This window comes from Novosphingobium sp. RL4, assembly GCF_035658495.1.
Lineage (GTDB): Bacteria > Pseudomonadota > Alphaproteobacteria > Sphingomonadales > Sphingomonadaceae > Novosphingobium.
This window is the reverse complement of the sequence record NZ_CP141944.1, coordinates 1007591-1032209: the sequence shown is the minus strand read 5'-3', so window position 1 is coordinate 1032209 and position 24619 is coordinate 1007591. Positions and strand designations below refer to the sequence as shown.

Genomic DNA, 24619 nt, shown 5'->3' with positions numbered 1-24619 from the left:
GCTCATGCCCGCTGCTCCCCAACTTGCGGAAAGTCCCATGCAGCCATGGCCGCCGGAACCGCCTTGCCCGGCGGCAGCCTGAAGCCTTCCATGCCGAGGCACGCTTCCAGCGCCGCCAAGGTCAGCAGCACCTTGTGCTTCATGGCATTGTACCCCATCGCGCCGATCCGCCAGATCCGGCCCTGCAGGGGACCGAAGGCGGTGCCGATCTCGATCTCGAACTGCTGCCGCATCGCCATGCGCACCGCTTCGCCGTCCACGCCTTCGGGAATGAACACGCCGGTGACGTTGGTCATCCGGTGGGCATCGTCGCCGAACAGCGAGAGCCCCATGGCGCGCAGCCCCGCCGCCATCGCCCGGCCCGCAGCGGCATGGCGGGCATAGCGGGCCTCCAGCCCTTCCCCCAATGCGATGCGCGCACATTCGCGGGCGGCATAGAGCATCGAGGTCGCCTCGGTATGGTGATTGAGCCGCTTGTCCGACCAGTAGTCCATCACCATGGCAAGGTCGAAATAGTTGGAACCGATGCGCGGCCCCTGCCCGTCCACGATGTCGTCGCGGCGGATGCCCTGTTCCACGTGGCGGCGGCGTCCGATGTGCTCGGCCGCCTTGTCCGAAATCGTGATCGGCGCCGAGCCGGAGGGGCCGCCCATGCACTTCTGCAAGCCGCCGGTGACGACATCCACGCCCCAGCGGTCCGCCGCCAGTTCCATGCCGCCGATGGTCGCCGTGGCATCGACATAACTGAGCGCGCCCGCCTGGCGGCAGAGTTCGCCGAAGCCGTCGAGCGGCTGCGCCATCGTCGTCGAAGTGTCGCCGTGAATGGTGGCCACAACCTTGGGATGGCAGCGGGCGATGGCCTCGGCCACGCGTTCCAGCGGCACGACCTCGCCCCAGGGCGCGTCCACCGTCTCGATCACCGCGCCGATGCGGGTGAGGATTTCGGCCAGCAGCAGGCCGAAACGCCCGAAGTTCACCACCAGCACCACGTCGCCCGGCGCCACGAGGCTGACCAGCGCCGCCTCGATCCCCGCACGCGCGGTGCCGTCCACCAGCATGGTCCACTGGTTCCGCGTGCCGAAGATCGGACGGTAGAGCGCCATGACCTGGTTCATGTAGCCGGTCATTTCCGGGTCGAACTGGCCCAGCAGGTCCGCGCTCATCGCCCGCAGCACGCGGGGGTGCGCGTTGATCGGCCCCGGCCCCATGAGCAGGCGCTGGGGCGGGTCGATCTCGCCGAAGAGCAGCGGATCAAGTTCGGTCGGCAAAGCTGTCTCCCAAGTGTTTCTGGCCCAGTTTCTCGATGAAGCCCCGCATGACCCGCAGCGCCGCATCGGCGTCGGCGGGTTCGACATGCTCGGCGGGATTGTGGCTCACGCCGTCCTTGCAGCGGATGAACAGCATCGCCGTGGGGCAGAGCGATGCCATGACCATGGCATCGTGCCCCGCACCCGAGACGAGACGGCGCACCGGCTGGCCAGCCTCGATCATGGCCGCGTCCAGAAGGTCCATCAGCACGGGATCGCAAGGGCTGGCAGGCAGGTCGTGGACCAGCGCCAGATCGAGCACGAGGCCGCGCTTCGAGGCGATCTGCTCCAGCCGCGAGAGAATTTCCCCCGCCGCACGGTCCCGCCGGGCCGCCTCGCCCGAGCGCACATCGATGGTGAAGCGCACTTCGCCGGGGATCACGTTTGCAGCGCCGGGCATGGCCTCCAGCCTGCCGACGGTGGCGACGAGATCCGATCCATCCGCGCGGGCGATCTCCTCGATCGCGAGCACCATTTCGGCCGCCCCGGCCAGCGCATCGCGGCGCAGCGGCATCGAACTCGTGCCCGCGTGGCCCGCCATGCCGCGCACGGTGGCGGCATAGCGCAATTGCGCGGCGATCCCGGTGACGGTGCCAAGCGCCAGCCCTTCCGCCTCCAGCGCCGGACCCTGTTCGATATGGGCTTCGAGATAGGCCACGATGTCTTCCGGCGCGCGGCGCGCGGCGCGGTAGGTCCGTGTCGAGAAGGTGTTCGTCGGCGTCTTGGCCGTCACCACGTCATAATCGGTCTTGAACGAGCCGAGCGCCACTTCCATCGACACCCCCTCGGCATCGGCAATCGCGCCGAGATCGACGTCCAGCGTTCCGGCCACGGCGCGGCTCGTCAGCATGGCGGCGGGAAAGCGCGAGCCTTCCTCGTCCCCGAAACCGTAGACCTCGATGGCGAAAGGCAGGCGGCGGCCCTGCTCGTTGAGCGCGGCGACGCATTCGATGCCGAGCATGACCCCCAGCGGGCCATCGTAGCAGCCGCCGTCCCGCACGGAATCGAGGTGGCTGCCGATCACCAGCGCCGGGGCGCCGGGCGCCTCGCCTTCGTAGCGGCCATGGAGATTGGCGGTCGCATCGAGATCGACATCCATCCCCGCATCGACCATCCACGCGCCGACGAGGTCCACCGTGGCATGGTAGGCCGGGGTCAGGTAGCCGCGATAGAGGCCCTGCTCCAGCTCGCTGTAAGGCGCCGCGCCAAGGGCATCGCAGCGGGCGACGGCGCGGGCTCCGCCGGCCTCTACCATGCGGCCACGCCGCCATCGCTGCGAGGGTCGGTGGCGCCTTCGAACGTGCCGCCGGGCAGACGTACCACGGCGCCCGCATGGCCCATCGTCGCGGTCGGCGGGCCGACCCGCTCGACGTCGTGCCCGGCCTGCGCCAGCGCGGCGTAGAGCGCCTCGTCGAAACCGTCCTCCAGCTTGAGCGAGGTCGTCGCCTCACCCCATGTCCGGCCCAGCAGCCAGCGCGGCGCGCTGATCGCGGCCTGGAGGTCGGCGCCGTAGCGGGCATAGCGGCTGAACAGCGCCGCCTGCGTCTGTGGCTGCCCCTCGCCCCCCATGGTGCCATAGGCCATGACGCGCCCGTCCTCGAACACGGCGAGCGCGGGGTTGAGCGTGTGGAACGGCTTGCGACCGGGCTTGAGCGCATTCCACCCCGTTTCGGCCAGACGGAACGAGCTGCCCCGGTTCTGCCAGACGATCCCGCTGCGCGGCAGCACCAGGCCGGAACCGAACTCGAAATAGGTGGACTGGATGGAGGAGACCACGCGCCCTTCCCCGTCCGCCGCGCCGAACCAGCAGGTATCGCCCCACTGCGGCGGCTGCGGCCAGGGCAGCGCGCGGGCCGGATCGATCCGCGCCGCCATGGCATCAAGCGCCTGCGGATCGTCAAGCAGGGCCTGAAAATCGTAATCGGTATAGGCCGGATCGCCCACGTGCGCGTCGCGCAGCAGGAAGGCCTGCTTGGTCGCCTCGACCAGCCCGTGGACATGGGCGAAACCGTCCGGCCCATCGGCGGCGAGCCGGTCGAACAGCGCAAGGATCACCAGCGAGGCGAAGCCCTGCGTCGGCGGGGCGCTGTTGTAGAGGCGCGCGCCGCGGATGGGGACGGAAAGCGGCTGCGGCCGGGTGGCGCGATGCGCGGCAAGGTCCGCCGCCGAAACGGGGCTGCCCAGCGCGGCAAGGTCCTCGGCGATCGCGGCGGCCAGTTCGCCCCGGTAGAAACTGTCCAGCCCCTCTCTCGCCAGCGTGCGGAAGGTTTCGGCAAGCGCGGGATTGCGCAGCACGTCACCCTCGGCAAGCGGGCGGCCTTCCGGCTCGAACACCGCGGCATAGGCTCCCGGCGCGGCGCGCAGTTCGGCGCCCTTGCCAGCGGCGATCGCAGCGCCCCCGGCGGTCACGGTCACACCTTCCCCGGCATGCCGGATCGCATCGCGCAGCAGGCGTTCGAGCGGCAGTGTCCCTCCCGAGGTTTCCAGCGCCGCCGCCCAGCCGGAAATCGTCCCCGCCACCGTGTTGGCCGCCAGTGGCCCGCGCGTGGGCACCGCGTCCAGCCCGGCATAGAGCGCAAGGTCGGCGCTGCCCGCCGCGCCGCCGCAGCCGTGTACCGAATGCACGGCGCCGTCCGGTTCGCGGATCAGCCAGAAACCGTCTCCGCCGATCGCGGTCATGTGCGGATAGACCACCGCCAGCGTGGCGGCCACCGCAACGGTAGCCTCCACCGCATTGCCGCCGTCCATCAGCACCGCCAGCCCCGCTTCGGCCGCAACGCGATGCGGCGCCGTGACGATGCCGCGCGTTCCGGTAACCGTCGTCAGTTCCATCGCCTCAGTCCGGCAGCGCGGCGACGAAGGCGCGCACGACATGGGCGGAATTGACCGAGGCCAGCGCCATGAAGGCATTCATCTGGTTCGCCCCGGCATCCCCCCCGGCGAGATCGGAAAGGCTGCGGAACACGATGGCCGGCACCCGGTTGGCATAAGCGACCTGCGCCACCGCCGCGCTTTCCATGTCGAGCACGCGGGCGTGCCAGGCCTGCTGGAGATAGCCGCGAAACTCGGCATTGTCGGCAAAGACGCCCGCGCTCACCCCGGTTCCGCCCACGACGATGCGCGGCGTCTGCGGCAGGCACGGCCCGGCCTGCTCGGGCGGACCATCCTTGGCGCAGCGGCGCAGCGTGACTTCGGACGTGACCTTGCGGGCAAGATCGACGAGGCCGGGATCGACCGCGATCGTATAGTGCCGCTGCATCGGTTCCGCCGCATTGCCCAGCCGCACGCCGCGCGGGAACATCATGTTCCAGTTCTTCGGCGCCCCGGCATCGACTTCCTCGGGCACGACCCAGCCCTGTTCGGTCTGGCGCGCGAAGGAAACCTCAAGATACTGGGCCCAGTCCTGCGCCACCACCACGTCGCCGATGGACAGTTCGGGATCGACGCCGCCGGCGATCCCGGAAAAGACGATCCGGCGCACGTTGAAGCGATCCAGCACGAGCTGCGTGTTCATCGCCGCGTTCACCATAGACACGCCGCTGGCCATCAGCACCACCGGCTTGCCCTCCAGCTTGCCGGTGAGGAAGGTAAGCCCGTTGACCTTGTATTCGCGCGGCTTGCTGATGGCCGGGGCGAGTGCGTCCCATTCGGGCGAAAACGCGGTCATCACCACGGTGCGCGGCGTATCGTCAAGCCGCTTCGCTTCGGCGGGAACGGCGCCGCAGACGGCGGCAAGGGCGAGGAACATTGCAATGGCGCGCATCAGGCGGCTCCCATCCAGACGAAGCGGGCGATGAACAGCAGGGCCAGCACCAGCAGGAACCAGTCCTTCTTCTCGATGGTGCCGCGCACGATCTTGAGCCCGGCATGGGCGGTGATGCCGAAGGCGAGGCCGTTGGCGATCGAGAAGGTGAGCGGGATCATCGCCACCGTGAGGAAGGCGGGGATCGCCGCCAGCGGATCTTCCCATTCCACCTCGGTCAGCGGCAGCAGCATCAGCCCGCCGACGATGATGAGCGCGGGCGCGGTTGCCGCCAGGGGAATGAGCTGGGCGTAAGGCGCCACGAACATGGTGGCCAGGAACAGCAGGCCGGTGACCACGGCGGTCAGGCCGGTGCGCCCGCCTTCCTGCACGCCCGCCGCGCTTTCCACATAGGAGGTCACCGTGCTGGTGCCCGCCATCGAGCCGACGATGGTGGCGGTGGCATCGGTGATGAGGATGCGGTTGAGGCGCGGGATGCGGCCGTTCTCGTCCATCAGCCCGGCGCGCTTGGTCACCGCCACGAGGGTTCCGATATTGTCGAACAGGTCGACGAAGAGGAACACGAAAAGGATCTCCAGCAGACCCAGGCCATGGCTGCCGGAAAGGCCGAAGACGCCCGCAAGGTCCAGCTTGAAGGCCGTGCCGGTCAGGGCTTCGAGCGAATAGGGTTCCGGCGAGACCGAGACCATCCCGCAGAGCCAGCCGACCACGCTGGTCGCCAGGATGCCGATCAGCATCGCCCCGCGCACGTTCCACACGCTGAGCGCGCCGATCACCGCCAGCCCCATCAGCGCCAGCGCCGCGCCGGGCGCCTTGAGATCGCCGAGCGCCACGAAAGTCGCGGGATTGGCAACGACGATGCCGGCATCCTTGAAGCCGATGAAGCCGATGAACAGGCCGATGCCGCCCGCCACCGCCGCGAAGAGATATTGCGGGATCGAGGCGACGATCAGCTGGCGCACGCCGGTAACGGTCAGGACGAGGAACGCCACGCCCGATATGAACACGCAGCCCAGCGCCACCGGCCAGGGCACGCCCATCTGCTGGACGACGGTGAAGCTGAAATAGGCGTTGAGCCCCATGCCCGGCGCCAGCGCCAGCGGCGTATTGGCCACGAAGCCCATCAGGATCGAGGCGAAGGCGGCGGCAAAGCAGGTTGCGGCCGCGACCGAGGCGACCGGCATTCCCGCCGTGCCCAGGATCGCCGGATTGACCAGCACGATATAGGCCATGGTCAGGAACGTGGTCACGCCCGCCAGAACCTCGGTACGGGCGGTGGTGCCGCGCTCCTTCAGCGAAAACCAGCGCTCCAGCGCGCCCGCGCCGGGTCCTGCGGGCGGCGTGCCCGGTTCGTCGTCCGCCGTCATGTCCACTTGTGTCACCTGTCTGCCCCTTGCAGCGAGCGGATGGGCTCGCTCACCCCGATAATTCCCTGTCGTTCAAGCTGCGCGGCGCAGCGCAGCAGGGCCGGTTCCCCGTCCGGCGCGCCGATCAGTTGCAGGCCCAGCGGCAATCGCCCCGGCCGGTGCAGCGGCACGGCAAGCGAGGGCAGGCTGGTGAAGCTGATCGGCTGCGTGTGAATGCCCAGATCCGCCCGCGCGGGCGAAAGCGCGCCGTCGATCTCGATGCGCGGATCTGCGATGAGCGGGGCCGCACAAGGCGTTGCGGGCGCCAGCAGCACATCGAAATCCGCCATCATCAAGGCGATCCGTTCCCGGAAGGCATGGCGGAAAGCTACCGCCTCCTCGTAGAGCGCGCGGGGCAGCAACGCACCTGCGAGGAGACGGTCCCGCGTTGCGGGATCGAAGGCCATGGCCTGTTCGGTCAGGGCATGGCGATGGAGGTTGCCGCCTTCGAAGGCGGTAATGAGGAACGCCGCCGAACGGGCGCGGGCGATGTCCGGCAGTTCGACCTGCGGGGCATCGGGCGCGATGGCGTCGATCGCGGCGAGCTGGTCGGCATCGGCATTCTCGCGGAAGCGGCCGCCCAGACGGCCGAGGCGCAGCGGACGATCCCCGTCTTGCGCGCTGCGGCCCGATAGCACTTCCCACACGAGCGCCATGTCCGCCGCTGTGGCGGTGAACGGCCCCACGTCGTCGAAACTCTCGGCGAAGGGAAACACGCCTGCCAGCGGAAGGTCGCCATGCGAAGGCTTAAGCCCGTAGATCCCGGTGAGGCTGGCGGGCACGCGCACCGAGCCGTTGGTGTCCGATCCCAGCGAAAACGCGAGCAGCCCGGCCGCGACCATCGCCGCCGAGCCGCCCGAGGAACCGCCGGCAAGGCGGGAGGGATCGTGAGGATTGCGGGTGGTGCCGTGGCGCGCGTTGATCGTGGCGAAGCCGTAGGCGAACTCGTCCATGTTGAGCGTGGCCACCATCACCGCGCCGGCAGAGCGCAGCCGCGCAACAGCCTCGGCATCGGCAAGCGCGGCCGGCGCCTCGGCATAGATCGAGGAGCCCGCCGTGGTCGGCAGCCCGGCCACGTCGAACAGGTCCTTCACCCCGTAAGGCACACCGGCGAGCGGTCCGGGGTCCTTGCCCGCCGCGATCGCGGCGTCGACCGCCGCCGCCTCGGCAAGGGCACGCGCGGGCAGCAGCCGCGTGATCGCCACCAGCGGATCGGCGCCGGGGGCGGGCAGCGCGGCAAGGCACTGCTCCACCACCTGCACGGCGCTTGTCCGGCCGCTGCGAACGGCCTCGGCAATCTCGCGGGCGGATTTCACTTCGTCGTCCCGCGAAGGGTCTCGGCATGGCGCGCCAGCAGCGCGAGATTGGTCATGACGCCCGCCATGCAGGCCGGCGCGACGACGAGCCCGCGCTGGTCGGCAGCACGCGCCACTTCTTCGAGGGTCAGGGGAATCGCGGGACGGTCGGACACGAAAAACGGCCTCCTCAGCAGCGCCCGCCGCGCCGACGGGCACGGACCTCGGACACCGCGCGATCATGCCCGGCGGGCCTGGGACGGACAAGCGGGTTCGGGAGGTTTTCCGGGTTTCGGAACGGGAGGACACGCGACATGACCAAGGCTCTGCCCGTTGGCCAGTGTTCGATCAAACGCTATGATCGGGATGGATCGTTGCAAAAATTAGAGCGGCCTGCAAACCGGCCGCTCCGGCTTGCGCGGGAACCTGCGGGCGATCCCGCCCGGCGCCCTAGTTCTCGGCGACCCATTCCCGCCGCAGCGCCGGTCCGGCCAGGCTCATGAGCACCGCCGCCAGCAGGTAGAGGCCAAGCCCCAGCAGCATGGAATAACGCAGCGATTCTGCTCCATAAACCGGTGCCAGCGTCTTTGACAGCGCACCCAGCGCGTAGATGCCGCCGCCAAGGCCGATCAGGTTGTTGATCAGCAGGAACAGCGCCGAGGCAGTCGCCCGGGCGGGCGGCTCGACAAGATGCTGGACCGCGCTCGTCACCGGGCCGAGCCAGACATAGGCGAGCGCCTGCGGGACGATGAACAATGCGAAGGCAAGCGCCACGCTGGACGTCCAGATTCCGCCCGCGAAAAGCGGCACCGCAACGACATAGGCCAGGGCCGGAACACGGCCGTACCAGGCGCGGTCGGCCTTGCCGAGACGATCCGCCAGCAGGCCGCCCGCAAGCACCCCCACCGTCCCCCCGATCAGCAGGACCGCGCCGATGAACCACGATGTCTGCACGAGATCGAGCCCGAAACTGCGCTGGAGCAGGCTCGGCAGCCAGAAGGCAAGGCCGTAGCCCAGCATCGAACTGGACGCGGCGCCGAAGCTCAGCAACCAGAACGCCCGCTTGCGCACGAGCAGCGCGGCCACTTCGCCGAAACGAACGGCGGGCGCGGCGCGGGCGGGACGGGGCTTGTCCCTGACCACCAGCCTGAACAGCGGCGCGATCAGCAGTCCGGCCAGCCCAACGGCGACGAAGGCCGCCCGCCAGTCCACCCGCGCGGCAACATAGCCGCCCGCCAGCACGCCCGCCGCCGATCCCAGCGGAATCCCCAGCGAATAGACCGAAAGCGCGAAAGCCCGCCGCTCGCTCGGGAAATGATCGCCGATCACCGCATAGGACGGCGCAACGCCGCCAGCCTCGCCCACGCCCACGCCCAGCCGGGCAAGGAAGATATGCCAGAACCCGGTGGCCGCACCGCACAGCGCGGTGAACAGGCTCCAGATCACCAGCGAACCGGTGATGACCCACGACCGGCTGGTCCGATCGGCAAGCCAGGCAAGCGGAACCCCCAGCGTGGAATAGAGCATGGCGAAGGCGAGACCTCCCAGCATGCCCATCTGCGCATCGTCGAGCGCAAGCTCCTTCTGGATCGGCGCGGCAAGGATGGCGAGGATCTGGCGGTCCACGAAATTGAAGATGTAGACCAGAAGCAGCATCGCCAGCACCAGCCGGGGCGAGGTTGACTTGTGTACCGTTTCGGTGCCGTTCTGGCCGTGTTCTGTGCCGCTCATGTCAGCTTACGTATTCCTTGAGAAACGCCGAGATTGCAGCCAGTGCGGGCAACTCGTCGAGGATCGGGGCATGGCCGACGCGCGGCACCTCGACATGGGCATAAGGGCCGGAGTGACGGCGCGCCATCTCGCGGACGGTTTCCATTCCGAGCAGGTCGGACAGCGCCCCCCGCACCACCAGCACCGGCGCGGCGCCCAGCAGGTCCCACAAGGGCCAGAGGTCCGGCGGCACGGTTGGCGGGGTGTCACCGTCCATGCTTCTGGAAATGGCGGGATCATAGTCGAACGAGACGGTCCCCCCGGGATTCTCCCGGCAAGTGCGCCGGGCGAAGGCCAGCCAGTCCCCGCCGCCGAAATCGGGGAAGGCCACCGCGTTGATCGCCCTGCACCGCGCCGCCGCCTCTTTCCACGAAGCCATCGCCCCGCCCGGCCCGACATAGCCCTGTATCCGCGCAAGTCCCGCAGGATCGAGGACCGGACCGATGTCGTTGAACACGAATCCGCTGGCGAGCCCGGGCCGCAGCGCGTTCATCACCATGGCCATGAGCCCGCCCATCGAAGTGCCGACAAGGCAGGCCCGCGCAATGCCGAGCCCGCCAAGCAGCGCCAGCATATCCTGTGCATAGACGTCGGGCCGGTACTGCGCGGGATCGGGGTCCCACTGCGAAAGCCCGCGGCCCCGCTGGTCCGGCACGACCAGCCGGTAGCGCCCGGCGAGATGCCTCGCCAAGGGCTCGAAATCCGCGCTGTTGCGGGTCAGGCCGTGCATCATCAGCAGAACCGGCGCCCCGGCCTCCGCCGCCGGATAGTCGCGCGCGACAAGATCGAGCCTCCCGCAGGCGCTGCGGTAGCGGTGGAGGCGATATTCCATCGAAAGCTAGTCCTTTCACCGCTGCCGGGCCGAACGGGTGGCCTCGGTCTCCCCGCAAGACCGGGGAAATCCGAGGCCGCCGGGCGCGATCAGAATTCCAGCGTTCCGGTCACGAAGACCTGCCGGGGGTTGCCGTAGAACGCGGTCAGGGTTCCTTCCTTGCCCAGGGTCGGGATCAGGCTGCCGTCCGCGCCGGTGCCGACGAAGGTATAGCCCGAGGTCTTGTATTCCTTGTCCAAAATGTTCTTGCCGTGAACGCCAAGGCTCCAGCGACCGCCCGGAGCGGTATAGACGAGGCTGGCGTCGAGCAGGACATAGCCCTTCTGGTCGATATAGGGATTGGGAATCTCGAACTGGTAGGTCTTGCTGCGGTAAGACAGCGTGGTGTTCAGCGAAACGTCGCCATCGCCCACCGGGGAGGTATAGGCCAGCGTCGCGCTGCCGTTCCACTTGGGGGTGTTCTGCACCTTGCGGGCATCGGCAACGTCCACCGGGCCGACACCGGGAACCTGCGTGATATATTCCTTGTAGCGCGCATTGATGTAACCCAGCGAGCCCGACAGGTTCACCCTGTCGCCCGAACTTGCCAGATTCTGGCCGAGACGGGCATTCGCCTCCAGTTCGATACCGTCGATCTTGGCCTTGCCGGCATTGGTGATGACACCGCAGAACGTTGCGATCCCGCCCACCGTGCAGCCCGCCGATCCGGGAACCTGGACGTCCTTGTAGTCCATGTGGAACGCCGCCAGCGCAATATAGAGGCCGCCGCCGAACAGGTTGCCCTTGTAGCCAAGCTCATAGCTATCGACCGATTCCGGCTTGAAGCTGAGATAGCTGGCGATCTCAGCATCGCTCGGAATGCCGCTGGGGTTGGTGGTCGGCGCGTTCACGCCGACACCGCGCGGATCGAAGCCGCCGCCCTTGAAGCCTTGCGAAAAGCTGGCGTAGAGGTTGTGGTCGGGCGTCGGCTTGAAGCTGAGCGAGGCGCGCGGCGTGAACTTCTTGAAGGTCGCCTTGCCCGAAAAGTCCGTGCTCGGCGCCCCGAACGGCACGCCAAGCCCGCCGAACACGGGCGATCCGCCGCCGAGATAGTTCTGACGGAGGATCTGCGCCTTGCGCTGGTCCCAGGTGTAGCGCCCACCCACCGCGAGGCTGAGCTGGTCGGTGAAGTCGAACGTGAAGTCACCGAAGACCGCCCAGGTATCGGTATCGACATCGGCCTGGGTATAGGCGGTAAGCCCGTTCAGCGTGGTGAAAAGTCGCACATCGAAGGCGGTATCGGCCTTGGCCGCGAGATAATAGCCGCCGATCATGCCCTGGAGCCAGCCGCCGTTATCATAAAGCAGCTGGAATTCCTGGCTGATCTGCTCGTTGTTGTAGAACGCCGGCACATCGACATCGACGGCGGGCAGCGCATCGAAATCGATCGGCGAAGCGCTCTTGTCCTTGCGCCAGGCACTGATCGAGCGGAACGTCAGGGCATCGGTCAGTTCGGCACTGGCGTTGACGGCAAGGCCATAGGCTTTCACGTCCTGCCGGGGATCGTCGAGGCCACCCTGGCTGTCGAACACATCGTCAAGCACCGGCGTGCCCGAGACCAGGGCAGGGATCAACCGGTGACCGCCCCGTGAATTGGACTTGTCGCGCGTGTAGTCGCCCGAAATACGGATCAGGACCGGCTGGCCGTTGCCGCCGATCTCCACAGTGCCGCGTCCGGCCCAGATATCCTTGTTGTAGTTGTCCTCGCCGGTGGTCAGGTTCTTGCCGAAACCGCCGCGCGACAGGCGCGCCACCGATCCACCGACCCGCAGGATATCCGTGATCGGAGCGGAAACGGTCAGCACGCCGTCCGCCTGGTCATACGTTCCGTAAGTGCCGCGAAGCTTGAGCGAGAACCGGTCCGGGAGCGACTTCGTCACATACTTCACCGCGCCGCCGATGGTGTTGCGGCCGTAAAGCGTGCCCTGCGGTCCGCGCAGCACCTCGATCCGTTCCACATCGTAGATGTCGAGCACGGCGGCCTGGGGGCGGTTCAGGTATACGTCGTCGAGATAGATGCCCACGCCCTGCTCGAAGCCCGAGACGGGGTCCTGCTGGCCGATGCCGCGAATGAAGGCGGAAAGCGTGGAATTGGTGCCGCGCGAAACTTCCAGTGTCACGTTCGGGGTGGACTGGGCAATGTCGGTGATGTCGATCGCGCCGGACTTCGCAAGCTGCTCCCCGCTGAAGCTGGTCACGGCGATCGGCACATCGACGAGGCGCTCCTCACGGCGGCGCGTGGTGACGACGATCTCGCCCACGCTCACTTCCTCGCCGGAACGGGATGCCTCGGCCGACTGACGCCCCTGCTCCTGAGCCAGGGCGGGAACGGCAACGCCGATCGCGGCGGCCAGCGCCAGACAACTCGAACCCATGCTGCGGAATCGCACCTGCTGCATCCCCGTTACTCCCAATGAACCTTGTTGTTGTCCGCCCCTGATATTGAAAGTTGAACCGTGTTTCAACATTGAAGGTTTGCCAAGCTGCCGATCTGGGTCTAGCTGTGCTCTTGTGATCACAGATGACACCCAGCCCCCTCTGCCCGAACCCAGGGAAGAATCCCGCCGGCAGGATGCGGGGCGCGAACCGGCGATCTCGGCCAAAGTGCCGCGTACCGAACGGGGCCGGCGAACCTTGCGCAAGCTGCTGGATGCGGCCGCCGTGGAGTTCGGCGAACGCGGCTTTCACGAAGCCTCGATAACCGGGATCACCAAACGGGCGGGCACGGCGCTCGGCAGTTTCTATACGTACTTCGATTCAAAGGATGAAATCTTCCGCGCGCTGGTGGACGACCTCAGCAGCAAGGTCCGGCAGGCCGCGCGCGAAGCGCTTGCCGAGCCGATGCCTGCGCTGGAAGCGGAAAAGGCGGCGTTGACCGCGTTCCTGCGCTTTGCCCGCGAACACAAGGAAATCTACCGGATCATCGACGAGAGCGAATTCGTCGATCCCGCCAGTTTCCGCATCCACTACGAATCGACCGCCCGCCGCATCCGCGAACGACTCGCCGACGGTGCAAGCAAGGGGGAATTGCGCGAAGGTCTTGGGGAAGCCCATGCCTGGGCGATCATGGGCATGAATGTGTTTCTCGGTCTGCGCTATGCCGTATGGTCAAACGACGGTACGCCGGAGGAACTGGCCGATCTGGCGAATTCGATCCTCCGCTCCGGGATCGCCGCGCCCGGCCCGGAATGACGCCTTCCCCGCGTTAACTTTCAGCCCGGCCAAGTCCCCTTGCGGGACACCGCTGAAGCCGCACTGGCGCTCGCCCACCTCCTGCGCGATGATAACGACGTGACAAGCGCCTCAACCACAGGATTTCCCGCCAGGTGACACCCCGCCTTCTGCTCACCTCGGGCCTGCTGGCCATCGCCGTGATCGTGGGCGTGTTCATCATCACCTCGCGCCAGACAGCCCGTGACCACACGCCTGCCCCTGTCGTTGCCCGGCCCGCACCGGTAACTCCGCCACCGGTACCGTCCCCATCGCCTGCCGCCAGGGACGAACCCTTCGTCATAAAGCACATCCTGCCGATCGAAGGGCCGATCAAGTATGGCGAATGGCACTGGGACGAGGCGAAAGTTCCCGCCGGGCCCATCGTCGTCACCGTCGATCTCGAAGCACGCGTCCTCTCGGTTTTCCGAGGCGGCTACGAGATCGGCACAACCGCGGTCCTGCTCGGCACGGAGGACAAGCCCACCCCGCTCGGCGTGTTCCCGATCACCCAGAAGGACAAGGACCACGTCTCCAACATCTACACCGGCGCGCCGATGCCTTACATGCAGCGCCTGACCGACGACGGCATCACCCTTCACGGCTCCAAGGTCGAACTGGGCTATGCCAGCCATGGCTGCGTGGGAATGCCCGAGGATTTCGCCGCCAAGCTTTTCGCGACGACGAAGATCGGCGACAAGGTCTACATCACCCGTGGAAAGCAGGTCGGGCTTGGAGACAACCTGGTCGGCGGCTAAGGCATCCTTCGCGTCACCGGCACTCGCTGACCGGAAACCTAACCCTCGCTCTTCACCGGCCGGGTTCTCTTCGCTGCCCGAACGGGCGCCTTCGCAAAACTCCAGCCGCCGGCATTGGGCCGCACGACCAGTTCTCCGATCGAGGCGGGCCGCCCTTCCTGCAAGCTTGCCAGCAAGCGCGCCACCGCGCTTCCGCGCGGCTCCTCGCCGCCAAGTTCGACCACGCAGCGCGCCAGCACGCGCAGGACCACCGCGCGCGGCGCCTGCGGGCGGTAGCGCAGTCCCATGGGCTCTCGGGTGATGCAGGACCGCCATTCCAGTGCCGCCATCCAATCCAGCGCAGCATCGGCCTCGGCAAGATGTTCCGCGCTCTGGGCAATGGCGGCAACGTCCAGCCAGTCGGCCGAAGCAAGCGCCTTGCGGATGCGCACGCGGTCGAACCGGTCGTTGGCATTGCTGGGGTCTTCCGCCGGAACGACGCCCGCGGCCGCTACCACCTCGGCCAGTTCCTCCCGCCGCCAGCCCAGTACCGGGCGCAGCAGGGGAATGGCGGTTCCCGGCACCTGCCCCCGCCCGCGCGTTCCGGCAAGGCCGCTGACCCCGCTCGCCCGGTTGAGGCGCATAAGCAGGGTCTCGGCCTGATCGTCGGCATGATGCGCGGTCGTGAGCGCGGCGAGACCGCGCTCCGCGATCCATTCCGCCATGGCCGCATAGCGGGCGGCGCGGGCCTCGGCCTGTACGTTGCCGGGCGAAACCTCAACCTGCAACGTTGCATGAGCCACGCCGAGCCGGGCGCAGAGCGCTGCGACCGCCGCAGCTTCCGCCGCGCTCGCAGCGCGAAGCTGATGGTCGACGGTTGCGGCCTCGATCCGGCCGGGCAAGGCGGCCTGCGCCAGCAGCAGCAAGGCCGTACTGTCCGGCCCGCCGGAAACCGCAACCGCAAGCCGCGCCCGCGGCTCATCGATCGCTTCGCCCCAGATCGCAGCCAGCCCCGCCCGAAACCGTGCAACGGCTTCGGGCGTCGGCATCAGCATCGGGTCAGGCGCAGCCAAGTCCATTGCGCGTGGAATCGTACGTGCCCTTCAGGCGACCGGCGGCCTCGCTGGCGTAAGTCTCGCTGAACTCGGCGAGAGCGATGCAGGCCCGCTTGTTGTCCTTGAGCTGCTTCATCGACACGGCGAGATAGAGCAGGCTGTCAGGCGCACGATCGCCCCGCTTGTCGGTCTGGTAGTTCTGGACGAACCACTTGGCGGCCTCCAGAGGGTTGCCGTCATCGAGATAGGCACGGCCCAGCAGGTTGCGGCCCCAGCTCGCGCGGGCATGACGCGGGTACTTTTCAAGGTAGAGCTTCAGCTGCTGCTGTGCTTCGGGATAGAACTTCGCTTCCCAGAGACGGAAGCCGTAGCTGTACTCGTCATCGCCCGGATCGGCGGACTGCGGCTTCACGATAGCCTTCACCGCCTCGATCCGCGAGTTCGACGGTGCCGCCGGACGCGGCGTGGAGGGCTGCGCGGCAGGAGTCGTCGAAGTCGGCGCGGGGCTGGCCCCGCCGCTCATCGCATTGAGATTGGACTGCGCGGCAGGGCCCCCCGACAGAGGCGCCGGAGCCGGCACACCTGCGGCAAGGCGCGCCTCAATCTGGTTGATGCGGTTGGTGTTCTGTTCGACCTGCGAGGTCAGACCGCGGATCTGCGCCTCGATCGAATCCATGCGCAGAAGAATATCGCTGACCGGCGTGGTCGCGGGCTGGCCCGGTGCCGGGGCAGGCACCGGCGTGCCGGGCGTGATTTCAGGCTGGAAGAACTTGCCGTCTCCGCCCGGGAACACCTTGCGCTGAAGTGCGCGAACCTCGGACTCCACCTTCTTGAGGCGGGAATCCGTGGATTCCTGGGCCTGGGCCGGCAGGCTCATGCCGACCAGCGCCAAAGCAACGGCACTCGTCGCGGCCAGGCGCATCGAGCGGATTGCCACAAGGGAACGATTCATCGCCAGGTCTACTCCGTATCGGGGCGCCCCGCGCCCATCGCGTTCCGTCACGCCATGCAGGGGCGCGACAGAACCGCTCGTTAACCAGAATTGTCTTGCGACCGATGTGCCGCAAGCCCCGCCCCCTTGTCGAGGCGGGCCTATTGGGAAGTCGTGGAAAGCGGCGCGGCAGTCTGTCCCGCATTCGGCCCGACAGTAGGCCCGGCAGTGGGAACCGCAGCCGTTGGAGCGGCGATTCCGGTTGCGCCTGCCGGCGCCCCGGCCTGTCCACGCGCCAGCAGGTCGGCAGGAACCAGCGAAACACCCGACATCGTCATCGGCTTGGCCGCGAGCGCCGGAATGGCCTTTCCGCCGACCGTGATCGCCAGCCCATCGGGACGGCCGGTACGAAGCTGCGGAGCCTGCGCGCCCTCGGGCACGGTCCAGGTTTCACCCTGCTTCAGCACCTTCTCCACCAGCTTGCCCTTGGCATCGGTGACACGCAGCCAGACGCCCTCGACCGTGGCAGCTAGCACCACCGGACCGTTGGTGGGCTGCACCGCAGGCGCAGCGGGCTTCGCGGCCACGACTGCGCTCGGAGCAGGCTTGGGCGCATCGGAGATCAGGTCGGGCAACTTGCCTTCAGGCGCGAGATAGCTGCTCCAGAACACCAGCAGCAGCACGATGACCACCAGCGCCCCGGCGGCGGCCACCCAGGCGAGGCGCACCGAAGGCACGCGCGCGGGATCGCCCGGCTCGAAATGCGGAACCATGACCGGTTCGCGACTGTGTCCTTCAGCATCAAGCTGCCGGCGCACCTGCTCCGCAATGGCCTTGTCATCGAGCCCGAGCGCGCGGGCATATGTGCGGGAGAAGCCCACCGCATAAGTCCGTGCGGCAAGGTCACCCAGCCGATCTTCCTCGATCGCGGCAAGATGACGCTCGGCGATGCGGGTCTGCGCGGCGATGTCAGGAAGGCTCAGGCCCTTGGCTTCGCGCGCCTTGCGCAAGGTCGCACCGACGGTGGACGCCGAGCCGCCGGCCGAGACACTGGCCAAACCTTCGGACGGGCCCTGATTTTCAACGTGTTCCATTCCGCTCCCGAAGGGACTGGTAAATCTGATGATGAACGGAATCTACCAAACCGCGCGAGAATCCAAAGTCAATCACGACGCGGGCGATTGTTCGAATTTTTTGCGGTGGATGCGACCCCGTGTACGGCGAGTAGCATTCCCGCAAGACTCCTTCGTGTCAATCGCACCACGGTGCAAAATCCCGTGGGATCAGCCTGCTGCCCCGTTCGATCCACGGCTCCGTTCAGTCCACCGGGATATCCCGCTCCACAGCCCAGGCCGTGAGCGTCGCGCGCATGTCCGCTGGCGGCGCGGCAAGCCATTGCTCCATCGCCGCGCTGATCTCCGCGAGATTGACCTTCGCGACGAGGTCCTTGGTGGGCCCGACCGAGGCCGGCGTGATCGAAAGGCGCCTGATTCCCAGCCCCAGCAGCGCGAGAGCTTCCAGCCGGCGCCCGCCCATTTCGCCGCAGACCGCAATTTCCACGTCATGCCCTTCAAGGCTGCGCACAACGCGCCGCAGGAAGCGCAGGATCGCCGGGCTCAGCCAGTCATAGCGCTCGGCCAGCTTGGGGTTCGACCGGTCGGCCGCGAAGAGGAACTGCGTGAGATCGTTGGTCCCGATCGACAGGAACGATATCTTCGGCGCCAAGAGATCGAGTTGCTCGGCCAGCGCAGGCACTTCCAGCATGATGCCGTAGTGGATCGCCTCGGGCAGCAGCTTCTTCTGGCCGCGCAAGTAGGCGAGCTGCTTTTCGAATACGGCCTTGGCCTGGTCGAATTCCCAGGGTTCGGCCACCAGCGGGAACATGACATGAAGCGTGCGACCGGCAGCCGCCTCAAGCAGCGCGCGGGCCTGCACCTTGAGCAATCCCTCGCGTTCGAGGGCAACGCGCAGCGCGCGCCAGCCCATCGCCGGGTTCTCCTCCCCCTCGCCGTCGTCGTGGCGCAGGTAGGGCAGCGTCTTGTCACCGCCGATGTCGACCGTGCGGAACTTCACCGGCTTGTCACCCGCCGCTTCCATGACATCGCGGTACAGGCGGGTCTGGCGTTCGCGAGAGGGTAGCGTGGCCGATACCAAGAACTGGAACTCGGTGCGGAACAGGCCGATGCCGTCGGCCCCGGTCATGGCGAGATTGGCGATATCGTCGCGCAGCCCCGCGTTTATCATCACCTGGATGCGCGTGCCGTCCAGCGTGGTGGGCTGGACTTCGCGCAGGGCGGCATAGGCCGCCTGGCGCTGCCGGCTCTTGGCGAAGCGGGCCTCGAACGCCTCGACCACGCCGGCCGGAGGGCGCACCATGGCGCTGGCCTGGTCGGCATCGAGCAGGAGCTGGTCGCCTTCCCTCACCACGCCGCGCAGGCCCCGCACACGGCCGAGTACCGGGATGCCCATGGCCCGCGCGACGATCACCACATGGCTGGTGAGCGAGCCTTCCTCCAGGATCACGCCCTTGAGGCGGCGCTTGTCGTATTCGAGCAGTTCGGCCGGGCCGAGATTGCGCGCGATCAGGATCGCGTCGTTCCGCAGGCCCATCGATGCAGCCGTGCCCATCTGGCCGGACACGATCCGCAACAGGCGGTTCGCCAGATCCTCCAGATCGTGCATGCGGTCCGCCAGCAGCGGATCGTCGATCTGGCGCATGCGCATGCGGGTGCGCTGCTGCACGCGCTCGATCGCGGCTTCTGCGGTGAGGCCGGAATCGATGGCTTCGTTGATCCGCCGGGTCCAGCCTTCATCGTAAGCGAACATGCGGTAGGTTTCGAGCACTTCCTCATGCTCGCCCCCCATGCCGAATTCGGCCTGGCTAGCCATCCGGTCGATCTGTTCGCGCATCTTGTCGAAGGCGTGGATAACGCGCTGCCGCTCCGCCTCGGTATCCTCGGCAACGACATGCTCGATATTGACGCGCGGCTGATGATAGACGGCCTGTCCCGAGGCAAGACCTTTCACCAGCGTGAGCCCACGCAATTGCTCCGGCCCCGTCTGCGCGGAGCCGAGGGCATGAACATCCACCTCGTCGATGAGGTCGGCATTGGTGATGACTTCGGACAGGACCATGGCGACGGTCTGAAGCGCCTCGATCTCCACTTCCTCGTAGCGGCGCGGCTCTACGTGCTGGACGCAGAGCACGCCCACGGCGCGTTCGCGCCGCACGATCGGCACGCCTGCGAAGGAGTGGAAACGGTCTTCCCCGGTTTCCGGGCGATAGGAAAAGTCCGGATGAGTGGCGGCTTCGGCGAGGTTGAGCGTCTCGATCCGTTCCCCGATCATGCCAACAAGGCCTTCGCCTATGGCCATGCGGGTAACGTGGACGGCTTCCTGGGCCAGGCCGCGCGTGGCGAAAAGTTCCAGCATCCCCTCGCGCAGGAGATAGATCGAACAGACCTCGCTGTTGAGGCATTCGCCGATCACTTCCACCACGGTATTCAGCTTGGCTTGCGCGTGGTTGCGCGACGCCATGACCTCATGGAGGCGGGTGAGGATGTTTCGTGCTGCTTCTACGGCTCCGCTGGTCATGGCAACCCGAGTAACCCAAAGAGTCCGCTTTGGGAACGCAGCGTGCGGTTAAAAGATCAGTTAGTTCGCCTTGGCGCGCACAGCGATCAAGCCCGCGCTCCGGCGATCATTCGCGCAGCATCCCCCCATTTGCGCAGCACCCCCGATGCGTCGACGCACCGGGGGCACCTCTGGAGCGGCGCCCGGTCCCTTCAGGCAGACCCGTGGGGGACGCGCCGGCTCAATGACGCAAGAGTTCTTCCTTCAGCTTCAGCTTTCGCTTCTTGAGGGCCTGGATCATGACGGCGTCAGGCATGGGTCGGCTCAACTCGTCATGAATCTGTCTTTCGATTCCGGCATGTTTGAGCTGCAAGGCGCTGACGTGCGAACTATCCATGGACGGTTCTCCTCTTTTCCGGGGGGTGGGCCGTATCCTTGCCGGCGACCATTGTTGGCGACTCGGCATCATCGATGCGGCGCAAAAAGGATGGAACCACATCCTGCCCATCTTGCGAAGACCGCTAATGCTACATATCGGTGAATCGCACGCCTGCTGCGTCAAGCGGGAGGCGGCGAAAGACGCAATGATGACAGCCATTCGATGACAGGGAATTCCGGCGTGACCGAAGAGGAAATGCGCAAGCGCCTGGAAATTCTCAGGATTGAACACCGCGATCTCGATGCCGCGATCGATGCGCTGAACGCCGCCGGTGCCGGCGACCAGATGCAGATCGCCCGCCTCAAGAAGCGCAAGCTCAGGCTCAAGGACCAGATTTCGGTGATCGAAGATTATCTGATCCCCGACATCATCGCCTGACTGGCACAATCACGACAAGGCGAACCGGACGCCAGGTTCGGAAAAGCGTGCCGAACGGGGACAACGCCCGGATTTGCTTCGGAAAATGGCATTCGGCCAGTTGCCCGGGACTCGCTGTTCCGAAATATGAATGCCGATGCCCAATTCCGCGACCATAAACCCGCGCATCGTCGAGGCGCTCTATTGCGAGGCGTTGGTGCTTTCGGACGAGGTGCGCCACGCCTTCACGCTGGCGCGCCGCCTTGAAGGCTCGATGGCGGAAGAGGATCTCGCCCGTGTCGCGCTCTCGAGCGAGGGCCTGCGCACCACCACCCGCATGATGCACGCGATTGCCTGGCTGCTGAACCACCGGGCGTACTTCATGGGCGAACTTACCGAATTCCAGCTTCGCCGCCATGGCCGGCTTTCGTCCATGCTGCGCAACTCCGAACCCGCCCAGCTCGCCCTGCTCGAACCGCAGGTTGCCGAACTGGTGGAAACGACCCGCCGGTTCTACGACCGGCTCATGAGGCTGGACCAGCGCTGGCGGCTCACCGAAGAGGCCGAGCCCAGCGGGATCGAGCGCCTGCGCGAACGGATCGAACGCCGGCTCGCCGATACGCTCAAACCGAAGCCAGCGCCTTTTCCCACAACCTGACGCGCTCGTCGCGCACCGCTCCCGCCATATCGGGCGAAAATGCCCGGCGCTTTCCGCCCATGGCCTCTACCGCTGCCTCCAACGACGGGAACAGCCCCGCGCCGTGCGCAGCCAGCACCGCAGCACCAAGCGCAGTGGTTTCGACGAATTCCGGACGCTCCACCGTGAGGTCGAGCACATCGGCAATATCCTGCGCCATCCAGTCGTTTGCGCTCATGCCGCCATCGATCCTGAGCGAAGTCCAGCGCGCACCGTCTGCGGCGAACGCTTCGGCAAGGTCGCGGGTCTGCATCGCCATGGCCTCCAGCGCCGCACGGGCCAGATGCGCGCGCGAACTGGCAAAGGAGAGCCCGGTGATAGAAGCCCGCGCCTCCGCCCGCCAGTGCGGCGCCCCCAATCCCGACAGCGCCGGTACGATGACCACGCCGCCACAATCCGGCACCGAGCGGGCGAGAACTTCGGTTTCGGCCGCAGCATCGACCAGGCCGAGACTGTCGCGAAGCCATTGCACAAGGCTACCCGCCACGAAGACCGAACCTTCGAGCGCATAAGTCCGCACGCCGCCAAGTTGGCACAGCACTGTCGCCAGGAGGCGGTGACGCGAGGCAGGCACTTTGTCGCCCATGTTCGCCAGCACGAAAGCACCGGTGCCGTAAGTCGCCTTGGTCGCGCCGGGGGCAAGGCAGCCCTGCCCCAGCGTTGCCGCCTGCTGATCGCCCGCGATCCCGGTGACGGGTACGGCCGCGCCGAACCACTGCGCCTCAACCATGGCCAAGTCTCCCGCGCTGTCGCAGACTTCGGGAAGGGCCGCGCGCGGCACCCCGAACAAGTCGCATAGCGCCTCGTCCCAGCAAGCGCCCTCAAGCGGCAAAAGCGCGGTGCGGCTGGCATTGGTGGCATCTGTCAGGTGCGCGCCGCCGGTAAGGCGGAACAACAGCCATGAATCGACGGTTCCGAAAGCCAGCCTTCCGGCATCTGCCGCGTCACGGACTTCAGGCACTTCATCCAGCAGCCAGCGCATCTTCGTGGCGGAAAAATAAGGATCGAGCAGCAGGCCGGTGCGGGCCTGGACCACCGCCTCGTGCCCGTCCCGGCGCAGCTGCGCACAGGCCGGTTCGGTGCGCCGGTCCTGCCAGACCAGAGCGCGGGCGAGCGGGGCGCCGCTCTTCTTGTCCCAGGCAACCACCGTTTCGCGCTGGTTCGTCACGCCGACCGCCGCGATCCGGGCCGCGCCGCCCACTTGCGCCACGGCCTGCCGGGCGCAGGCAAGCACCCCCTGCCAGATTTCCTCGGCATCATGCTCGACCCAGCCTGCGCGCGGATAGTGCTGCGTCAATTGCCGCTGGGTCAGCGCCCGCAAGGCTCCGTCAGGCGCGAAGACCATGGCCCGGTTCGAGGTCGTCCCCGCATCGATGACCAGAATCAACTCGGCTTCGGACGCCATGCCTGCTTCTCTCCCCACCCGGGCGTCTCGACACATGCCCGGCGAATGACCATATCGGCCACATGGACGCGCTGAAAGACATCGACAAGCCCTATGCCGTATCCGAGCGGATCGCCCCGCTGGTGCGCCGCGTGCTGGCGCGCAACCCTTCGCCGTTCACTTATACCGGCACCCAGACCTATCTCGTCGGCGACGGCGCGGACGTAGCGGTGATCGATCCCGGTCCCGCCGATCCCGAGCATATCGAAGCGATCCTCGAAGCCGTGGGCAAGGCGCGGATCGCCGCGATCTGCTGCACGCATACGCACCGCGACCATTCGCCGGCCACCGTGCCGTTGAAAGCACTCACCGGCGCCCCGATCGTCGGCTGCGCACCGCTGACGCTCGATGACGACGGCCCCCGCGCCGACGCCGCCTTCGACCCCGACTATCGCCCCGACCGTGTTCTGGCGGACGGCGAAACGATTTCGGGAGAGGGCTGGACGCTCGAAGCCGTGGCGACACCCGGGCACACCTCGAACCACTTGTGCTTCGCACTGCCCGAAACCGGGGCCATGTTCACCGGGGATCACGTCATGGGCTGGTCCACCAGCGTCGTATCCCCTCCGGATGGCGACATGACCGCTTATCTCGCCAGCCTCCAGAAGCTCTACGAGCGGGAGCAGGACGCGATCTACTTCCCCGCCCACGGACCCGCCGTGGAAAAGCCGCGCCAGCTCGTGCGCGGCATGATCGGCCATCGCCGCCAGCGCGAACGGCAGATACTCAGGCAGATCGAGGCCGGCCGAGAGACCATCGCCGAGATGGTACCGCTCATGTACAAGGGCGTGGACGAAAGGCTCTGGCCTGCCGCCGGGCGCTCGGTGCTGGCGCATCTCCTTGATCTGGAAAGACGAAACCTCGTAAAGCGCCATGAAGAGGCATGGTCTCTGATGGATAAATTACAGTAATCTGTGGAATTACCGTATTTTTACTTGAGAACATCCATTAAAACTCCGCCACTCCTGGGATGGCGGGGAAATCTTCATGGCAACTTTGCATCGCGTGCGCCTTGGCACCTTGTCGTTCTGGCAGAAAATGGCGATCGGCCTGTCGGCCTTCATCGTCCTGGCTTTCGCGCAGTTCGCACTTAGAGGCATGGCCGATTATCGTCATGCTCCACTTGTCATGCACCTGCACGGCGCGGCGATGCTGGCGTGGCTCGGCCTGCTGGTGACCCAATCGCTACTCGCCGGACATGGCGGGATAGCCCTCCACCGCCGACTCGGCTGGGCCAGCGCGGTGATGGTGCCGCTGATCTTCGTGCTGGTCATAACGCTCAACGTGACGGCGATCAGGCTCGGCATCCAACCGCCGTTCTTCAGCCCGGCCTACTTCCTTGCGCTCGGCATCGTCAGCGTGACGATGTTCGCATTGCTCGTGACGATGGCCGTATCCCGGCGCGGCCAACCGGACTGGCACCGGCGACTCATGCTGGGATCGACCGTGATCCTGCTGGACCCCGCATTGGGCCGGGTACTGCCGATGCCTTTCATCATGCCCTGGGGCGAATGGCTCTCGCTGGCGATCCAGCTTGGCGTCGTGGCGATCGTCGCGCGCCATGACCGCGAAACGACGGGCCGTACACATCCGGCAACGCTGGCCGTCGCGATCTGCGCAGTCCTCACGCACGTTCTGGTGGAACTGCTGGCGGTCATGCCGTGGTGGGGCGATTTCGTCGGCCGGATAGCCCTCGCCAGCGATTGACCGGGGAGGCGCATATTTCCCTTGGGCATTACGGCAAGCATCCCTAGATAGGCCGCA

22 protein-coding genes are annotated in these 24619 nt (G+C 66.9%); 6 read left to right on the top strand and 16 right to left on the bottom strand.

Annotation, left to right across the window (positions count from 1 at the left end; genetic code table 11):
• Positions 1 to 2 precede the first annotated feature (2 nt).
• The 10 genes from U9J33_RS05115 to U9J33_RS05070 form a co-directional block, all read right to left on the bottom strand.
• The gene (locus tag U9J33_RS05115; RefSeq protein WP_324699007.1) at positions 3 to 1208 is read right to left on the bottom strand and encodes an alanine--glyoxylate aminotransferase family protein; all 1206 of its coding nucleotides are present in this window, start codon (positions 1206 to 1208) and stop codon (positions 3 to 5) included.
• 43 nt (positions 1209 to 1251) lie between these two features.
• A complete protein-coding gene (locus U9J33_RS05110; RefSeq protein WP_324698301.1) occupies positions 1252 to 2562 on the bottom strand; it encodes an allantoate amidohydrolase in 1311 nt (436 codons plus the stop codon).
• The gene (locus U9J33_RS05105) at positions 2556 to 4139 is read right to left on the bottom strand and encodes a gamma-glutamyltransferase family protein (RefSeq protein WP_324698299.1); all 1584 of its coding nucleotides are present in this window, start codon (positions 4137 to 4139) and stop codon (positions 2556 to 2558) included. The genes U9J33_RS05110 and U9J33_RS05105 overlap by 7 nt, the downstream gene beginning before the upstream one ends.
• A gap of 4 nt (positions 4140 to 4143) precedes the next feature.
• Positions 4144 to 5070, bottom strand: coding sequence for a 5'-methylthioadenosine/S-adenosylhomocysteine nucleosidase (locus U9J33_RS05100; RefSeq protein ID WP_207906125.1), 927 nt, complete (start codon positions 5068 to 5070; stop codon positions 4144 to 4146).
• Positions 5070 to 6437, bottom strand: coding sequence for an NCS2 family permease (locus U9J33_RS05095; RefSeq protein WP_054440136.1), 1368 nt, complete (start codon positions 6435 to 6437; stop codon positions 5070 to 5072). The genes U9J33_RS05100 and U9J33_RS05095 overlap by 1 nt, the downstream gene beginning before the upstream one ends.
• Positions 6438 to 6448: 11 nt before the next feature.
• The gene (locus tag U9J33_RS05090; RefSeq protein ID WP_324698297.1) at positions 6449 to 7792 is read right to left on the bottom strand and encodes an AtzE family amidohydrolase; all 1344 of its coding nucleotides are present in this window, start codon (positions 7790 to 7792) and stop codon (positions 6449 to 6451) included.
• Positions 7789 to 7947, bottom strand: coding sequence for a hypothetical protein (locus tag U9J33_RS05085; RefSeq protein ID WP_156336725.1), 159 nt, complete (start codon positions 7945 to 7947; stop codon positions 7789 to 7791). Before U9J33_RS05085 ends, U9J33_RS05090 begins: the two co-directional genes overlap by 4 nt.
• Positions 7948 to 8221: 274 nt before the next feature.
• Positions 8222 to 9502, bottom strand: a complete 1281-nt coding sequence (locus tag U9J33_RS05080; RefSeq protein ID WP_420719862.1) for a spinster family MFS transporter — start codon at positions 9500 to 9502, stop codon at positions 8222 to 8224.
• A 1-nt stretch (position 9503) separates the two neighbouring features.
• The gene (locus tag U9J33_RS05075; protein ID WP_324698295.1) at positions 9504 to 10373 is read right to left on the bottom strand and encodes an alpha/beta hydrolase; all 870 of its coding nucleotides are present in this window, start codon (positions 10371 to 10373) and stop codon (positions 9504 to 9506) included.
• Positions 10374 to 10462: 89 nt separating this feature from the next.
• Complete coding sequence (locus tag U9J33_RS05070; protein WP_324698293.1) at positions 10463 to 12811, bottom strand: TonB-dependent receptor; 2349 nt, start codon at positions 12809 to 12811, stop codon at positions 10463 to 10465.
• A 193-nt stretch (positions 12812 to 13004) separates the two neighbouring features.
• Between U9J33_RS05070 and U9J33_RS05065 the strand changes: the two genes are divergently transcribed.
• On the top strand, positions 13005 to 13604 hold the full coding sequence (locus U9J33_RS05065) for a TetR/AcrR family transcriptional regulator (RefSeq protein WP_324699006.1): 600 nt from the start codon (positions 13005 to 13007) through the stop codon (positions 13602 to 13604).
• Positions 13605 to 13738: 134 nt separating this feature from the next.
• Positions 13739 to 14380: a L,D-transpeptidase family protein gene (locus U9J33_RS05060; RefSeq protein ID WP_054439992.1), complete on the top strand. Its 642-nt coding sequence runs from the start codon at positions 13739 to 13741 to the stop codon at positions 14378 to 14380.
• Between the two features lie 38 nt (positions 14381 to 14418).
• Here the strand turns inward: U9J33_RS05060 and tilS are convergent, their stop codons facing one another.
• From tilS to U9J33_RS05035, 5 genes are all read right to left on the bottom strand, one after another.
• Positions 14419 to 15438: a tRNA lysidine(34) synthetase TilS gene (gene tilS, locus U9J33_RS05055; protein ID WP_324698291.1), complete on the bottom strand. Its 1020-nt coding sequence runs from the start codon at positions 15436 to 15438 to the stop codon at positions 14419 to 14421.
• A complete protein-coding gene (locus tag U9J33_RS05050; protein WP_324698289.1) occupies positions 15419 to 16366 on the bottom strand; it encodes a hypothetical protein in 948 nt (315 codons plus the stop codon). The genes tilS and U9J33_RS05050 overlap by 20 nt, the downstream gene beginning before the upstream one ends.
• Positions 16367 to 16506: 140 nt before the next feature.
• Positions 16507 to 17439: a helix-turn-helix domain-containing protein gene (locus U9J33_RS05045; RefSeq protein ID WP_324698287.1), complete on the bottom strand. Its 933-nt coding sequence runs from the start codon at positions 17437 to 17439 to the stop codon at positions 16507 to 16509.
• A 223-nt stretch (positions 17440 to 17662) separates the two neighbouring features.
• A complete protein-coding gene (gene ptsP / locus U9J33_RS05040) occupies positions 17663 to 19939 on the bottom strand; it encodes a phosphoenolpyruvate--protein phosphotransferase (RefSeq protein ID WP_054439983.1) in 2277 nt (758 codons plus the stop codon).
• Positions 19940 to 20159: 220 nt separating this feature from the next.
• Positions 20160 to 20315 carry a DUF465 domain-containing protein gene (locus U9J33_RS05035; protein WP_082370483.1) on the bottom strand — a complete coding sequence of 52 codons (156 nt, stop codon included), beginning with the start codon at positions 20313 to 20315 and terminating at the stop codon, positions 20160 to 20162.
• 222 nt (positions 20316 to 20537) lie between these two features.
• Here U9J33_RS05035 and U9J33_RS05030 point away from each other — a divergent pair, with 222 nt between their 5' ends.
• Entirely contained in the window at positions 20538 to 20735 is a 198-nt protein-coding gene (locus tag U9J33_RS05030) for a YdcH family protein (protein ID WP_054440133.1), read from the top strand.
• 136 nt (positions 20736 to 20871) lie between these two features.
• Positions 20872 to 21372 (top strand): DUF1465 family protein, encoded by a 501-nt coding sequence (locus U9J33_RS05025; RefSeq protein WP_054440131.1) that lies wholly within the window; start codon positions 20872 to 20874, stop codon positions 21370 to 21372.
• Here U9J33_RS05025 and glpK read toward each other — a convergent pair.
• On the bottom strand, positions 21338 to 22816 hold the full coding sequence (gene glpK, locus U9J33_RS05020) for a glycerol kinase GlpK (RefSeq protein WP_324698282.1): 1479 nt from the start codon (positions 22814 to 22816) through the stop codon (positions 21338 to 21340). The two genes, U9J33_RS05025 and glpK, sit on opposite strands and share 35 nt — an antisense overlap.
• A gap of 62 nt (positions 22817 to 22878) precedes the next feature.
• Here glpK and U9J33_RS05015 point away from each other — a divergent pair, with 62 nt between their 5' ends.
• Positions 22879 to 23766, top strand: a complete 888-nt coding sequence (locus tag U9J33_RS05015; RefSeq protein WP_324698281.1) for an MBL fold metallo-hydrolase — start codon at positions 22879 to 22881, stop codon at positions 23764 to 23766.
• Positions 23767 to 23842: 76 nt separating this feature from the next.
• Positions 23843 to 24562: a hypothetical protein gene (locus U9J33_RS05010; protein ID WP_324698279.1), complete on the top strand. Its 720-nt coding sequence runs from the start codon at positions 23843 to 23845 to the stop codon at positions 24560 to 24562.
• Positions 24563 to 24619: the final 57 nt, after the last annotated feature.